Here is a 14,862-nt window from a genome sequence, read left to right on the forward strand (position 1 = left end):
TCAGCCCCGCTGCGCCAGGTAATCCGGCTGGAACACCGCCATCCGGTAAGCGTCCCGATAGACGCCATCGACGAAAAATTCATGGCGCAGGATTCCCTCTTCCGTGAAACCGAGTTTTTTATAGACCGCCACCGCCCGGGTGTTCTCCACATCCACCACCAGGAACAGCTTGTAGAGGTTGAGCACCGTGAAGGCGTAATCCATGGCCAGCCGGGTGGCGCGGGTGGCGTAGCCGCGGCCCTGGTGCTCGGGCGAGACGATGATCTGAAACTCGGCCCGGCGGTGAATGTGGTTGATCTCCACCAGCTCCACCAGCCCCACCCGCACGCCGTCGCGCTCGACGACGAAGCGCCGCTCGCTCTGGTCGTGGATGTGCTTGTCGTAGAGGTCGCACAACTCGACGAAGGCCTCGTAGGGCTCCTCGAACCAGTAGTGCATCACGGTTTCGTTGTTGTCCAGCTCGTGGACGAAGCGCAGGTCTTCCCGCTCCAGGGGTCTCAGCTTGAGTCGATCGGTCATGAGGGTCATCGGGGGTTCGGCAGACATCGGCGGCCCGGTTGGGCCCTGCGGGTGTGACCCCGCCCCGGGCCCACAGTTCGCGCCCCGGCCGGATCACCCGCCGCGCTGCACCCCGACGCCCAAGCCGCCCTGGAAGGCGGCGGGCGCCAGCGACACCGGCGGCAGCGCCAGCACCTTGGGCAGACTGGCCGACGCGGGGGCCGGCAGCGCGGGCCGGGCCTCCGCCGCCCGGGGGGCCGCAGCCGGCTTGCCGTCGGGGGCCACCGGCGCCGCACCGGCGAGCAGGGCCGGGCGGCCCGCCCCGAAGAACGCGCCCAGCGCCAGCTCGGCGCCGCTCAGGCCGGCCTGCAGCGTGCCGCCCTGCACCGCCTGCCCGTTGGCGTGGAGCACGCCCTCGATGAAATCGAACCCGGCCGACAGCGCGCCGTCCGCGGTGGGGCGCAGCCCCAGCGCCAGCGCCTTCTGCAGCCGGCCGGCGGCGAGCCCCGACTCCGCCACCGCCAGACGCCCCGACGCCCGCAGCGCGCTGCCCAGCTCGACCGGGGCCGACGGCGCCTGTCGGGCCTCCAGGGTGAGCGCGCCGTTCACATCGCTGCCGCCCAGGGTGCCGGCAAGCTGGGGCACCTCCACCGAGAAGCCCCGGGCGAGCAGGGTGCGCAGGGCCGTGCGCAGCGCAGCGCCCTCGTCGGCGCCCAGGTTCTGCAGGCCGCAGGTGGCGCTCGCCAGCCGGCCGATGGCCTCGACGCTGTGAGTGTCCAGATCGCGGATCGCCATGTCGAGCGCCAGATCCTTCGCCGTCTCGCCGCCGAAGGCCGCCGCGCGCAGGCTCTCGGTCACCCGGGCGTGCAGGCGCCCGTGCGCCTCGGTGGTCTGGCTCGCGTGGCGGAAGCCGTCCACCCAGCCACGGCCGGTGGCGATCCGCTCGACGCTGAGGGACGTGGAGCCCGTGCCCAGCCGGCGGTCGCTCAGGTCCAGATCGAGGCGCACGCCGCCCAGCTCCACGAACTCGCGGCTGCCGCGGGCCACCGCGCGGTCCACCCGCCAGTGGGCCGCCAGCGCCGTGGGGCCCAGCGCGAGGTGGCCGGCAGAGGGGGCGACGGTGAGCTGGCGCCCCCCCCTGGGAGAAGCTGAAGCCCGGCAACGACAGGTCGGTCTCGAGCGTGCCGGTGTAGGTCAGCACACCGCTGCCATGCAGCGCCAGTTCGCCGTCGGCCGTGGCGAAGGCCCGGGCCAGCGCCTCGGACGGCCGGACGCGCCAGCTTGCGCGCAGGGGCGCCGAAGGCAGCGTGAGATGATCGAGGGTGTAGTCCACCTGCAGCTGCGGTCGCGGCTCGCCCGCCGCCCCGCCGCAGCCGGTCGCGATCTCCAAGCCGAACGAGCCGGACGCCGACAGCAGGCCGGCGCGATGCCGGAGTTCATGGACGCGCACGCCCGTCTCGGCGGCTGGCCGCTCGGCGAAGGCACGCAGCGCCTGCTCCGCCGCCCGGCCCTGGTAGGCGCTGGCGCCCAGCCAGACGGCCAGGGTGAGGCTCACGCCGGCGACGGCGACGAAGGTCTTTCGGTTGTGCTTGCGCATCTCGATCTCCCGCCGGCGGACGGCGCGTCATGGAAGAATCCGCGTCACGGAACGCGGGAGAGCAGGCATCGGGACAGCGCCGGGATCGCGGCAGGGCCGCGCGCAGGAGAAACGGGGGAACGGCCAGGAGGGCAGACGCCGACGCGAACGCAGCGGCGCTGAGGTAACCCGGCCATCCTTCCCGCGTGCAGGTTAGGACCCGAAGCTTTGCGTCCGGGGCTCTCGCCCCGTTTGCCTTTTTCTCTTCCAGCGATACTACACACGGGCCGGCCCGGGCGGGGCCGACATTTGTCACGCCGGGGCCTCCGTGGCCCCGGGGCGGGCTCAGGCTGGCGCACCCAGCGCCGCCAGCGCCCCGACGATCGCCTCGAAGCCCGGCCGCTGCGCCGGCGTGCTTGTCAGGCAGCGGGCCCGGAGCGCGTCGAGCCCGTCACGCACGGCACCGGGGGCGAGGCGTTCGACCAGCTCTTCGAGCAGGCAGCCGTAGGCCCGCACCTCCACCTGTTCGAGCCGGCGGGCGCGGGCGGGGTCGGCTGGCGAGACGAAGGACGCCGCGCCGAAATCCCCCAGAAAAACCCGCCCGGCGCCGTCGTGCAGGATGTTGTGGGCGTACAGGTCGCCATGCACGATGCCGCGCCGGTGCAGGTGCGCGGCGGCAGCGGCGATGCCGCGGGCGATGGCGAGCGCGGTGGCGGGCGTGAAGCGGGCGCCTTCGGGATACACGTCGCGGGTGCAGGTGTCGAGGCTGGGCGGGCCGGCAAGGCTGCGGAAGGCCGGGTCGATCAGCGCCATCGCCAGCCCGACGGTGCCGGCCGGGTGGCCGGTCACCTCGCCCAGCACCGGGATCAACCCGGGGTGGCTGCCCGCCCCCACGCAGGCGGCCCGCTCGCTGGCGGGCAAACCGTCGCTGGTCACCTCGCCCTTGAACAGCTTCACCGCCACCGCCCGCGTGCCCTCCGGCGCCGACCACGCCGCCCGGTGGATCACCCCGGACGCGCCTTCGCCCAGCACCCCGTCCGTGGCCAGCGCGGCCCACGGCACCGGCCGGGTGTGGGCCTCGGCCTGCCAGGCGGCGTCGAGGGGGGCGCAGAAGGGGTTGCCGGCGTAGGCCAGCCACGCCAGCCGGGGCAGCTCAAGCAGCCAGTCGGGGAAGACGGCGATCCGGTTGGCGGCGATGCGCAGCAGCTCCAGCGACGTGCACGCCGCCATCTCCGGCGGCAGCCCGGTGAGCCGGTTACCCGCCAGCGCCAGCTTGCGCAGCCCGGTGCAGCGGCCGATGCCGGCGGGCAGGGTTTCGATGCGGTTGTCGGTGAGGATCAGCCAGCGCAGGGTGGGCGGCAGCGCGGCATCCGGCACGGTGTGCAGCCGGCACGACTTGAAGCCGATCGTCTCCAGGCTGGGGCAGCGGCCCAGCACCTCGGGCAGCACCTCGAAGGGGTTGCCCGAGCAGAACAGCACCCGCAGCCGGGCTAGCCGCGGCAGGTCGTCGGGCATCGCGGTGAGGGCGTTGCCCGCCAGATCGAGGATCTCCAGGGTGTCGGCCAGCCCGAAGATCTCCCGCGGGAAGTCGCGCAGCCCGCAGGCGAGCTTGAGGTGGCGGGCGCCGGCAAGCTGGCCGGCCCGGAGTTGGTCGAGGGTGTGCATCGGAAAGGCAGGGCTGAGGGCGGAGGGCCGATTCTAGCCGCTGGCCGTGCCCCGGGCGCGGGGCCGCTGCCCACATCCGGCGATGCCCGTCACGCCCCCTGGCCGGACAGCTTGCGCGTCACCCGGGCGCGGTTCTCGCGCTCCTCGTGCTGGGCGCGGGCCAGCATGCTCTCCTCGACGAAGCTCATGTGGCAGCGCACCGCCGCCTGGGCGGCCAGCGGGTCGCGGCGCTTCACCGCGTCCCAGATCGCCGCGTGCTGGCTGCGCAGCTCCTGCCAGTCGTCCTCCAGCCGACGCAGGTGACGCAGGTTGCGGTCGATGTGCTCGTGGGTGACGCGGAACAGGCTGGCGGTGAGGTGGCCGATCATCACGTTGTGGGCGGCCTCGGCGATGGCCTGATGGAAGGCCAGATCGGCCCGCACCTGCTCCTCGAACACCTCGGCCGACGGCCCCTGGGCGAATAGCCCCTCGACTCGCGCGTAGGCCTCGCCGATGCGCTGGATGTCGGCGTCGGTGGCGCGCCGGGCGGCCAGCGCGGCAGCCTCGGATTCGAGCATGCCGCGAAACTCCAGCAGGTCCGCCTGGATGTTGGGGTGCTGGCGCAGCATCTCGCCCCACGGGTCGGTGAAGCCGGCGTCGAGTCGGTCGGTTACATACGTGCCGCCGCCCTGGCGGCTGTGGAGCAGGCCCTTGGACACCAGCTTCTGCATCGCCTCGCGCAGCGACGGGCGCGACACGCCCAGTTCGGCGGCCAGCTCCCGCTCGGGTTGCAGGCGGTCGCCGGGCTTGAGGGCGCCTTCGAGGATACGCCGCTCCAGTTCGTGGGCGATGGTGTCGGAGAGCCGCTGGACGGCGATCTTGCCAATGCTCATGATGGCCTCGAAAATTGGTCTGACCAAAATACTAACCCCAAGTCTTGACCGATCTCAAGCCCGCCCGCCGGAAAACCTAGTCGTTTACCCCTAGATTGCACAGAAATCAGAGGTTTGACTCATCTAGAGGATTGACTTCGAGGGGACTGGCGGGTAGATTTTTCTTCATCGGTTCAATTGGTCTTACCAATTTACCGAACACACCCCAGAATCATCTGGCCAATAGCCGCAGCGACGGAACAGAATTCCGTTTCCAAGCGACAAGGACTGGAGGAGACCCATGAGCAGACCGACCCACGGCGCCGGACACTCCGCGCGCACTTACCCCCCGCGCCCGCAGGCGGTGTATTTCTACGCCACCTGTCTGGTAGATCTCTTCGTGCCCGAGGCGGGCATGGACGCCATCGCCCTGCTCGAGCGGGAAGGCATCCGGGTGATCTTCCCCGACAACCAGACCTGCTGCGGCCAGCCGGCCTTCACCAGCGGCTTTCCGGCCGAGGCGCGCGAAGTGGTCGCCGCCCAGCTCGACCTGTTCCCTGAGGACTACCCCATCGTGGTGCCGTCCGGCTCCTGCGCCGGGATGATCCGCTGGCACTGGGAGAAGGTCATCGGCGACGACGCCGGCCTTGCCGCCCGCGCCGCCGCCATCTCGGCCCGCACCTTCGAGCTCGCCGAGTTCCTGGTGCATGTGCTGGACTTCAAGCGCCCCGACCAGGGCGAGCCGACCACCGTCGCGCTGCACACCTCCTGCTCGGCCCGGCGCGAGATGGGCACCCTGCTGGTGGGCCGCGAGCTGCTGTCGCGCCTTGGCAACGTCAGCCTCGCCATCCACGATCACGAATCCGAATGCTGCGGTTTCGGCGGCAGCTTCTCCCTCAAGCACCCCGACATCTCCACCGCGATGGTCACCGACAAGGTTGCCTCGCTGAAGGCCACCGGCGCCCGCCAGATGGTGACCGCCGACTGCGGCTGCATGCTCAACATCACCAAGCGCGCCGCCCTCGAAGACCAGAACGCTGGCCGCGCCGCGCCCTCGCTGCCCGGCGAGCACCTCGCCACCTTCCTGCTGCGCCGCACTGGAGGGAGCGTGACCGCCCCCACGCTCGCGCCGCTCGCTGCCCCCCAAGGGGGCGAGCGTCTCCCTTCGGGCGGCCGTTCGGGAGACGCGTCATGAGCACCGCCCGCGACCGCATCCTCGCCAAGCTGCGCGGCGCCCAGCCGGCCACACCGAACCCGCTGCCCAGCCTCGACGAACACTACGCGCCCCGCGCCCGCGGCGAATCCGTCGCCCAGCGCGCCGCCCGCTTCAAGGCCGGCATCGAGGCCTTCCACGCCGAAGTGCATTTTTCCACCGACGCCGACTGGCCCGCGCTGCTGGCCAAGCTGTGCGTCGACAAGGCCGTCGGCACCCTGCTCTACGGCGCTGCCACCCCCGCCGGGCGCCGCCTGGACGCCGCCACCTTCGCCGGCACCACGCTCCGCCCGTGGGCGGGCAAGGTCGAAGACCTGAAGGCCGATCTCTTCCACCGCGTCGGCGCCGGCTTCACCCAGGCCCGCGGCGCCATCGCCGAAACCGGCAGCCTGATCCTGTGGCCGTCCGACGCCGAGCCGCGCACCCTGTCGCTGGTGCCGCCGGTGCACTTCGCGCTGCTCGACGCCCGCACCATCCAGCCCACCTTCTTCGACGCGATCCGCTTTGAGGACTGGTCGGCCGGCATGCCCACCAACGCGCTGCTGATCTCCGGCCCGTCCAAGACCGCCGACATCCAGCAGACCCTCGCCTACGGCGCCCACGGCCCGAAGGAACTGATCGTGATCGTCACCCACGCCGAAGGAGAGCCCCAATGAGCGCGCCCAACGCCAGCGCCGACACCGGCAAGCCGATCGCCTTCGTCTCCGCCAAGGCCCTGCGGGAGCGCATGCACGACGCGGTGAACGACGCCCACCTGCGCAGCAGCTTCCGCGGCGCGATGGATTTCCTGATGGCCAAGCGCGCCGCGCAGTTTCCCGACGCGGACGAACTGGATTCCCTGCGCAGCCTCTCCGAAGGCATCCGCCAGTACAGCCTCAGCCGCCTGCCGGATCTGCTGGAGCGGCTCGAAGCCAATCTCACCGCCAACGGCGTGAAGGTGCACTGGGCCGAAACGCCCGACGAAGCCAACGCCATCATGCTCGGCATCGCCCAGCGCCATCAGGCCAAACTGATCGTCAAGGGCAAGTCGATGGTGAGCGAGGAGATCGAGTTCAACCACGCCATGGAAGCCGCCGGCGTGGGCGCCCTCGAATCCGATATGGGCGAATACATCGTCCAGCTCGCCGGCGAGAAGCCCTCGCACATCATCATGCCGGCGATCCACCAGACCAAGCAGCAGATCGCCAGGCTGTTCGCCGAGAAGATCCCCGGCGTGGATTACACCGACAACGTGGACGCGCTGATCCAGATCGGCCGCCGCGTGCTGCGCGAGAAGTTCGAGATCGCCGACATCGGCCTCTCCGGCGTCAATTTTGCGGTGGCCGAAACCGGCACCCTGTGCCTCGTCGAGAACGAAGGCAACGGCCGCATGTGCACCACCGTGCCCAAGGTGCACATCGCCATCACCGGCATCGAGAAGGTGGTCGAGAAGCTGGAGCATGTGGCGCCGCTGTTCTCCATCCTCACCCGCTCGGCCACCGGCCAGGCGGTGTCCACCTACTTCAACATGATCTCCGGCCCGCGCAAGGCCCACGAGAAGGACGGCCCCGAAGAGGTGCACCTCGTGCTCCTCGACAACGGCCGCTCCCAGGCCTACGCCGACGAGCAGCTGCGCAAGACGCTCCAGTGCATCCGCTGCGGCGCCTGCATGAACCACTGCCCGGTCTACACCCGGATCGGCGGTCACGCCTACGGCACCACCTACCCCGGCCCCATCGGCAAGATCGTCTCGCCCCACATGATGGGGCTTGAACAGACCCACCTGCTGCCCACCGCCTCCACCCTGTGCGGCGCCTGCGGCGAGGTCTGCCCGGTGAAGATCCCCATCCCCGAGCTGCTCATCCGCCTGCGCGGCGAAGCCCAGTCCGAACCCCACGCCAACCCCGCGATGGTCGGCCAGGGCGCCGGCTACAGCGGGCTGACCACCTTCGTCTGGCGGATGTGGGCGCGGGTGTACAGCCGCCCCGGCAGCTACCGGGCCTTCAGCTGGCTGGCCAGCCGCTTCCGCGCCTTTGCGCCGAAAAAGCAGGCCGGCTGGACCGCCGCCCGAACGCCCCTGATACCCGCCCCGCGAAGGCTGAGGGACATGGTCCGCGACCGACGCTAGCGGCCCGCTCCGCTGCGGGGTGAGCGCCCTCACCCCGCCCCACCACCGCCCCAGACGAAACCTCATCCCTGACGGGAGCCCCCCCCATGTCCGCGCTCATCGACGCCCTGCGCCAACGGCTGCCTGCCAGCCGCGTGATTACCGACGAACTGCGCCGCCTTGCCTACGGCACCGACGGCAGCTTCTACCGCCTGACCCCCGAGGTCGTGGCGGTGGTGGAAGACGAAGACGAAGTGCGCGACGTGGTCGATCTTGCCCGCAGCCACCGCCGGCCGGTCACCTTCCGCGCCGCCGGCACCAGCCTGTGCGGTCAGGCCGTCACCGATGGGGTGCTGGTGCTGCTGGGCGAGGGCCTCGCCACCTGCCGCATCGCCCCGGACGGCGCCACCGTCAAGGCCGGCCCGGCCATCGTCGGCGCCGAGGTCAACCGTCGCCTCGCCCCCCTGGGCCGCAAGATCGGCCCCGACCCCGCGTCGATCAACGCCGCCAAGATCGGCGGGATCGCCGCCAACAACAGCTCCGGCATGTGCTGCGGCACCGCCCAGAACAGCTACCGCACCCTCGCCTCGATCCGCGTGCTGCTGGCCGACGGCACCCTGCTCGACACCGGCGACGCCGCCAGCCGCGCGGCCTTCCACGCCAGCCACGGCGCGCTCCTCGACAGCCTCGCCCGGCTCTCCGACACCGTGCGCGCCGACCACGCGCTGGCCGAGCGCATCCGCACCAAATACAAGATCAAGAACACCACCGGCTACAGCCTCAACGCCCTGGTGGATTACACCGACCCGATCGACATCCTCGCCCACCTGATGATCGGCTCGGAAGGCACCCTCGGCTTCATCTCCGAAGTCACCTACCGGACCGTGCCCGAATACGCCCACAAGGCCAGCGCGCTGGTGTTCTTCGCCGACATGGAGACCGCCTGCCGCGCCGTAGTGGGCCTCAAGCAGCAGCCGGTGGATGCCGTCGAGCTGCTCGACCGCGCCTCGCTGCGCGCGGTGGCCGACAAGCCCGGCATGCCGCCGCTCCTCAAGACCCTCGCCGACGGCGCCACCGCGCTCCTCATCGAGACCCGCGCGCCGGACGCCGCCGATCTCCAGCGCCGCATCGACGCGGTGCTGGCCGAACTCGCCCCCTACCCGCTGATCGAAGCCCCCGCCTTCACCACCGACCCAGCCGAGATCGACCGCCTGTGGAACGTGCGCAAGGGCACCTTCCCGGCCGTGGGCGCGGTGAGGAAGCCCGGCACCACCGTCATCATCGAGGACGTGGCCGTCGCGGTGCCCGATCTCGCCGCCGCCTGCCTGGATCTGCAGGCCCTCTTCGCCAAGCACGGCTACAGCGAGGCCATCATCTTCGGCCACGCCCTGGAGGGGAACGTCCACTTCGTGTTCACCCAGGATTTCGGCATCGCGTCCGAAGTCGCCCGCTACGCCGCGTTCATGGACGAGGTGTGCGCGCTGCTGGTCGAGAAGTACGACGGCTCGCTCAAGGCCGAGCACGGCACCGGCCGCAACATGGCGCCCTTCGTCGAGCTGGAATGGGGCACCCAGGCCTACGGGCTGATGAAGGAGATCAAGGCCCTGTTCGACCCGGACGGCCTGCTCAACCCCGGGGTCATCATCAACGACGACCCCGCCGCCCACCTCAAGCACCTCAAACCCATGCCCGCCGCCGGCCAGCTCTACGCGCCGGTGGATCGCTGCATCGAATGCGGCTTCTGCGAGCCCCAGTGCCCGTCCCACGGCCTCACCCTGTCGCCGCGCCAGCGCATCGTCGGCTGGCGCGAGCTGTCGCGCCGTCAGGCCGCAGGCGAAGCCCCGGGCCGGCTGGGCGAGGATTACCTCTACATGGGCCTCGACACCTGCGCCACCTGCGGGCTGTGCGCCACCGCCTGCCCGGTGGGCATCGAGACCGGCGCCCTCACCCGCGCGGTGCGCGGCGAGAACCTCTCCGGCGTGGCCCGCCAGCTCGGCAAGCTCGCCGCCGACCACTTCGGCGCCACCCAGGCCCTGGCCCGCACCGCCCTCAAGGCCGGCCATGTGGCCGAAGCCATCGTCGGCCCCAAGGCGCTGGGCCGGCTCACCGGCGGCGCCTGGAAGGAAGGCATGCCGCGCCCGCAGCCCCTGGGCCGCGCCACCCGCAGCGACGGCGACAAGGTCGTCTACTTCCCCACCTGCGCCGGCCGCATGTTTGGCGCCGACACCCCCGAACACGCCCTCTCCGCCACCGTCGTCCGTGTGCTGGAGCGCGCCGGCTACGCCCCGATCGTCCCCGAAGGCGTCGATGCGCTGTGTTGCGGCCAGTCCTTCGCCAGCAAGGGCATGGCGGCCGAAGCCGACGCCAAGTCGGCCCAGCTTGAAGCCGTGCTCCGCAAGGCCAGCGACAACGGCAAGCACCCCATCGTGCTCGACGCCAGCGCCTGCAGCCTGCGCATGAAGACCTTCCTCGCCGAACGCCTGCCGGTGTTCGATCTGGTGGAGTTTGCCCACGACGCGCTGCTGCCGCGCCTGATGCTCCAGAAGAAGTCCGATCCGGTGCTGATCCACCTCAACTGCTCGGCCCGCCGGATGGGCTTCGAGGCCAAGCTGAAGCAGCTCGCCGCCGCCTGCGCCGTGCAAGCCGTGATGCCACCCGAAGTGAAGTGCTGCGGCTTTGGCGGCGACCGGGGCTTCGCGGTGCCCGAACTCAACGCCCACGCCCTGCGCAAGCTCGAGGTGCCCGCCGGCTGCTGCGGCGGTTATTCGAGCAACCAGACCTGCGAGATCGGCCTCACCAACGCCACCGGCCTGCCCTACCGCTCGATCGTGCATCTGCTCGACGAATGCAGCGCCGAAGCCGCGCGGCTGGCCACCTGCTGACACCCGACGCCCAAAACCAACCGTCTCACCCAAACAGAAACACCCCGCATTCACCAAAGGAGGAAACACCGAATGCAACCCTGGATGCAGATCTACGACCCCGCAGGCAACCTCTGGTTGTCCTCGCTGGTGGCCGCGCTACCGATCATCTTCTTCTTCGTCGCCCTCGCGGTGCTGCGCATGAAGGGGCACATCGCCGGCACCATCACCGTCGCCATCGCGCTGGCGGTGGCCATCTTCTTCTACAAGATGCCGGTGCCGATGGCCCTGGCCTCGGCCGGCTACGGCTTCCTGTACGGCCTGTGGCCCATCGCGTGGATCATCATCGCGGCGGTGTTCCTCTACAAGATCACCGTCAAGACCGGGCAGTTCGACATCATCCGGGCCTCGGTCGTGTCGATCACCGACGACCAGCGCCTTCAGATGCTGCTCGTGGGCTTCTCGTTTGGCGCCTTCCTGGAAGGCGCGGCGGGCTTCGGCGCGCCGGTGGCGATCACCGCCGCCCTGCTCGTGGGCCTCGGCTTCAACCCGCTCTACGCCGCCGGCCTGTGCCTCATCGCCAACACCGCCCCGGTGGCCTTCGGCGCGATGGGCATCCCCATCATCGTCGGCGGCCAGGTGACCGGCATCGACCCGTTCAAGATCGGCCAGATGGCCGGCCGCCAGCTGCCGCTGCTGTCGATCATCGTCCCGTTCTGGCTCGTCGCCATGATGGACGGCTGGCGCGGCATCAAGGAAACCTGGCCGGCGATCATCGTGGCCGGCGTCTCCTTCGCCATCACCCAGTTCCTCACCGCCAACTACATCGGCCCCGAGTTGCCGGACATCACCTCCGCGCTGGTCAGCCTGATCTGCCTCACCATCTTCCTGAAGAACTGGAAGCCGAAGCGCATCTTCCGCTTCGACACCCAGCATCAGCCGGAACAGGCCCGCAAGGATGAAAAGAGCTACAGCCTCGGCCAGATCGCCAAGGCCTGGTCACCCTTCGTGATCCTCACGGTCATGGTCACCATCTGGAGCCTCAAGCCCTTCAAGGCCCTGTTCGCCAAGGACGGCCCGCTGTATGCGCTGGTGTTCCAGTTCCCGGTGCCGATGCTCGACAAGCTCGTCATCAAGATGGAGCCCATCGTCGCCAAGGCCACGCCCTACGCCGCGGTGTACAAGCTCGACATCCTCTCCGCCACCGGCACCGCGATCTTCCTGTCCGCGCTCATCACCATGCTGGTGCTCGGCATGCGTTCCAGCGAAGCCGCCAAGACCTTCAAGGAAACCGTGGTCGAGCTGAAGCGCCCGATCTACTCCATCGGGATGGTGCTGGCCTTCGCCTTCGTGGCCAACTACTCGGGCCTCTCCGCCACCCTGGCCCTGCTGCTGGCCGGCACCGGCGCGCTGTTCCCGTTCTTCTCGCCCTTCCTGGGCTGGCTGGGCGTGTTCCTCACCGGCTCCGACACGTCTTCCAACGCCCTGTTCTGCTCGCTGCAGGCCACCACCGCGCATCAGGTCGGCGTCTCCGACACCCTGCTGGTGGCGGCCAACACCACCGGCGGCGTCACCGGCAAGATGATCTCGCCCCAGTCCATCGCCGTGGCCTGCGCCGCGGTGGGCCTGGTGGGCAAGGAGTCGGACCTGTTCCGCTTCACCGTGAAGCACAGCCTGCTGTTCGCCACCATGGTGGGCATCATCACCACCCTGCAAGCCTACGTGTTCACCTGGATGATCCCGTAAGCGGCACACCGCAAGTTTCAGGACGGGGATTGCGATCCCCAGGGAGCCTCGACGGCGGCCGGAGCGATCCGGTCGCCGTTTTTTTGTGGGTCGCCCCGCCGGCCCGGCGGTGAAGCCCTCGCGAAAGCGGCCCCGCCCCGGGGGCATCGCGCCGTCGAAGGCGAAGGCGAAGCTCGCCCCCGGCGGCCAGCGTCACCTCGACGATGGCGTCGATGGCGGCGGGGGCTCGGGGCGAATGCGAATGGCGAGGTTCTTGAGCGGGATCGGGCCCACGGCGCCGGCACGGCAAATCGGCGCACCCGCCCTACTGGGCGAGGCTGGGCAGACTGTGGCCGGGCGGCTGGCCATGGTGACGGCGCTTGACCTGATACATTCTGCGGTCGGCCATCTCCAGCAATGTATCGATATCCGGCCCATCGACCGGAAACTCCGCCATGCCGATGCTCACCGCGAGGATGTGGGTGCGCCCCTCGAAAACCAGCGGGCGGGCGATCTCCTCCTCGATGCGCCGCACCAGCGCCGCGCCGCCTTCCGGCAGATCCACCGGCGAGAAGATGATGCCGAACTCGTCGCCGCCCAGCCGGGCGACCGTGTCCGACTGGCGGGCGCAGGCCTTGAGCCGGGTGGCCACCTCCTTGATCGCCACGTCGCCCACCCGGTGCCCGAAGGAGTCGTTGAGCTGCTTGAGCCCGTCCATGTCGATCATCAGCACGCTGGCGGGCTGCCGGTCGCGCTCGCGTCGGCCCAGCACGTTGCGCAGCCGGTCGATGAAGAGGGCCCGGTTGGCGAGCCCGGTCATCCCGTCGTGGGTGGCCTTGTAGAACAGCTCGTCCACGTTGTATTTGGTGGAGAAGTACATCGCCGCGGCGATCACCTCCGAGAGCAACCCCAGGGTGCGCACGTCGGTCTCGCCAAACTTGCCCGGCTGCCGGGACATGGCCTTCAGCACGCCCACCGTCTCGCCCTCGTGGCGCAGGGGCACCACGATCATCGAGCGCAGCCCCACCTTGTCGCAGGCCAGCTTATCCACCCGCGGGTCGGTTTCAATGTCGCGGCAATGCAGGATCTCGCCGGTCTTCACGCACAGGCCGGAGAGCGAGCCTTCGCGCTGCAGCCGCAGCCCGAGCTGACGGGCGGCAATCCCCACCCCGGCGCGATAGACCATCTCGTCGCCCTCGGCCAGCTCGATCACCGCGCCATCGGCGGCGATCAGGGGCGGCGTGCGCTCGACCACCAGCGCCATGGTGCCCGCCAGATCCAGCCCGAGTCTGGCGATCTCGGTCTGGATGGCGATGATGCCCAGCAGCTGATCTTTGGAAGGCATGCGCGATCTCACAAATGCAAGAATCTGTTTGAAAACTATACACCTTCCACTGCTGCGCAGCCCCCCAACCGGGGGGGCTGCAGGCTGCTCAGGCGGCGGGCGTGGCGGGCTTGCTGCGGCGGGCGGGCTTGCGGTCGGATTTCTTCTTGAGGCCGACGGCGACCACCTCGTCGGATTCGCCGCCGTAGATGGCCACCACCTGCTGGCGGGCGCCCACCACGGAGCCGTGGAACTTGTGCTGGTAGCGGATGGTGGTGTCGCGGGCCGCTTCGAGGGCCTTCTCGATGCGGGATTCGGCCTCCTGGGCGGCCTTGTATTCCTTGAAGGCGGCCTCGATGGCTTCGAGGGTGTAGTCCTCGTTGGGCGGCTTGTAGCCTTCGATGGTGCGCAGGCCGTAGAGGGCGTCCTCGTCGGCGAGAAGGACGCTGGTGGAGATGCGCTTGAGGGCGGTGGTGGTCATGGCAGTTTCCGTTTCTGGATTGACGATGGATGGGTGTGGCGCCACATCCGGCATACTACTCGTCTTTTACAGCACTGGAAATATGTCATTAGATATAGAAAACCCTGTTTGAGCACTCGCACACAGTGCTCGACCGTCGCCACACGGCTGCAGCAGGCCGCGCCCCGCCCTATGGCACGGCAGATCGGCGGCCACGCCGGGCAGATCGCCCCTGGCCGGCGGGCGAGATCGCCTGCACGGGCGGCGATTGTCGTCTTTCACGCCGCGATGGGCGATCTGCCCTGCCAGATTGTCAGTTTGCGACGTGCGATTCGACATCGCCGACACGCGATTCGAGATCTGCGGCCGCAGATCGACGATATGCGTAGCGCGATTGGCAATCGCCGGGGTGCGATCGACGATCTGTCGGGGCAGATCGCCAATCGCGCGCGACACATCGCCCATCGCACCCCGCCGATCCTCAATCTGCCCGGTCGCATCGGCGATGCCCTGCTCTCCAGGGCCACGGGCGCCGGCCGTGGCGCGGCCATGACAGCAAGTGACAGGAACCGACGGCATAGAAATTGCATAATCAATCGGCAG

12 protein-coding genes, 1 pseudogene and 1 riboswitch are annotated in these 14,862 nt (G+C 69.7%); of the genes and pseudogenes, 5 read left to right on the top strand and 8 right to left on the bottom strand.

Annotated features, from left to right (window positions below):
* The 5 genes and pseudogenes from speG to ACE3N6_RS11780 all read right to left on the bottom strand — a co-directional run bounded on the left by speG (position 1) and on the right by ACE3N6_RS11780 (position 4,611).
* A complete protein-coding gene (gene speG, locus ACE3N6_RS11760; RefSeq protein WP_374245954.1) occupies positions 1-519 on the bottom strand; it encodes a spermidine N1-acetyltransferase in 519 nt (172 codons plus the stop codon).
* A gap of 93 nt (positions 520-612) precedes the next feature.
* Positions 613-1,557 (bottom strand): DUF945 family protein, encoded by a 945-nt coding sequence (locus tag ACE3N6_RS11765; RefSeq protein WP_374245955.1) that lies wholly within the window; start codon positions 1,555-1,557, stop codon positions 613-615.
* An 85-nt stretch (positions 1,558-1,642) separates the two neighbouring features.
* A pseudogene (locus ACE3N6_RS11770) lies at positions 1,643-2,095 on the bottom strand (DUF945 family protein); the annotation flags it as partial.
* 159 nt (positions 2,096-2,254) lie between these two features.
* Positions 2,255-2,341, bottom strand: a riboswitch (cyclic di-GMP riboswitch).
* A gap of 78 nt (positions 2,342-2,419) precedes the next feature.
* Complete coding sequence (locus tag ACE3N6_RS11775) at positions 2,420-3,739, bottom strand: leucine-rich repeat-containing protein kinase family protein (RefSeq protein WP_374245956.1); 1,320 nt, start codon at positions 3,737-3,739, stop codon at positions 2,420-2,422.
* A gap of 89 nt (positions 3,740-3,828) precedes the next feature.
* Positions 3,829-4,611, bottom strand: coding sequence for an FCD domain-containing protein (locus ACE3N6_RS11780; protein WP_374245957.1), 783 nt, complete (start codon positions 4,609-4,611; stop codon positions 3,829-3,831).
* A gap of 280 nt (positions 4,612-4,891) precedes the next feature.
* On the opposite strand from ACE3N6_RS11780, the gene ACE3N6_RS11785 reads away from it, so the two are divergent.
* The 5 genes from ACE3N6_RS11785 to lldP all read left to right on the top strand — a co-directional run bounded on the left by ACE3N6_RS11785 (position 4,892) and on the right by lldP (position 12,496).
* A complete protein-coding gene (locus ACE3N6_RS11785) occupies positions 4,892-5,785 on the top strand; it encodes a (Fe-S)-binding protein (protein WP_374245958.1) in 894 nt (297 codons plus the stop codon).
* Positions 5,782-6,459 carry a lactate utilization protein C gene (locus ACE3N6_RS11790; protein ID WP_374245959.1) on the top strand — a complete coding sequence of 226 codons (678 nt, stop codon included), beginning with the start codon at positions 5,782-5,784 and terminating at the stop codon, positions 6,457-6,459. Before ACE3N6_RS11785 ends, ACE3N6_RS11790 begins: the two co-directional genes overlap by 4 nt.
* Positions 6,456-7,910, top strand: a complete 1,455-nt coding sequence (locus ACE3N6_RS11795) for a LutB/LldF family L-lactate oxidation iron-sulfur protein (protein WP_374245960.1) — start codon at positions 6,456-6,458, stop codon at positions 7,908-7,910. The genes ACE3N6_RS11790 and ACE3N6_RS11795 overlap by 4 nt, the downstream gene beginning before the upstream one ends.
* 86 nt (positions 7,911-7,996) lie before the next feature.
* Positions 7,997-10,771, top strand: a complete 2,775-nt coding sequence (locus ACE3N6_RS11800; protein ID WP_374245961.1) for an FAD-binding and (Fe-S)-binding domain-containing protein — start codon at positions 7,997-7,999, stop codon at positions 10,769-10,771.
* 72 nt (positions 10,772-10,843) lie between these two features.
* Positions 10,844-12,496 carry an L-lactate permease gene (lldP, locus tag ACE3N6_RS11805; RefSeq protein WP_374245962.1) on the top strand — a complete coding sequence of 551 codons (1,653 nt, stop codon included), beginning with the start codon at positions 10,844-10,846 and terminating at the stop codon, positions 12,494-12,496.
* A 304-nt stretch (positions 12,497-12,800) separates the two neighbouring features.
* On the opposite strand, the gene ACE3N6_RS11810 is transcribed toward lldP, so the two are convergent.
* The 3 genes from ACE3N6_RS11810 to ACE3N6_RS11820 form a co-directional block, all read right to left on the bottom strand.
* Positions 12,801-13,820: a diguanylate cyclase domain-containing protein gene (locus ACE3N6_RS11810; RefSeq protein ID WP_374245963.1), complete on the bottom strand. Its 1,020-nt coding sequence runs from the start codon at positions 13,818-13,820 to the stop codon at positions 12,801-12,803.
* A gap of 88 nt (positions 13,821-13,908) precedes the next feature.
* Positions 13,909-14,280, bottom strand: a complete 372-nt coding sequence (locus ACE3N6_RS11815) for a hypothetical protein (RefSeq protein ID WP_374245964.1) — start codon at positions 14,278-14,280, stop codon at positions 13,909-13,911.
* 66 nt (positions 14,281-14,346) lie between these two features.
* On the bottom strand, positions 14,347-14,862 hold a 516-nt coding region (locus ACE3N6_RS11820), incomplete at its 5' end, for a hypothetical protein (protein WP_374245965.1).

Source organism: Zoogloea sp. (assembly GCF_041904905.1).
Taxonomy (GTDB): domain Bacteria; phylum Pseudomonadota; class Gammaproteobacteria; order Burkholderiales; family Rhodocyclaceae; genus Zoogloea.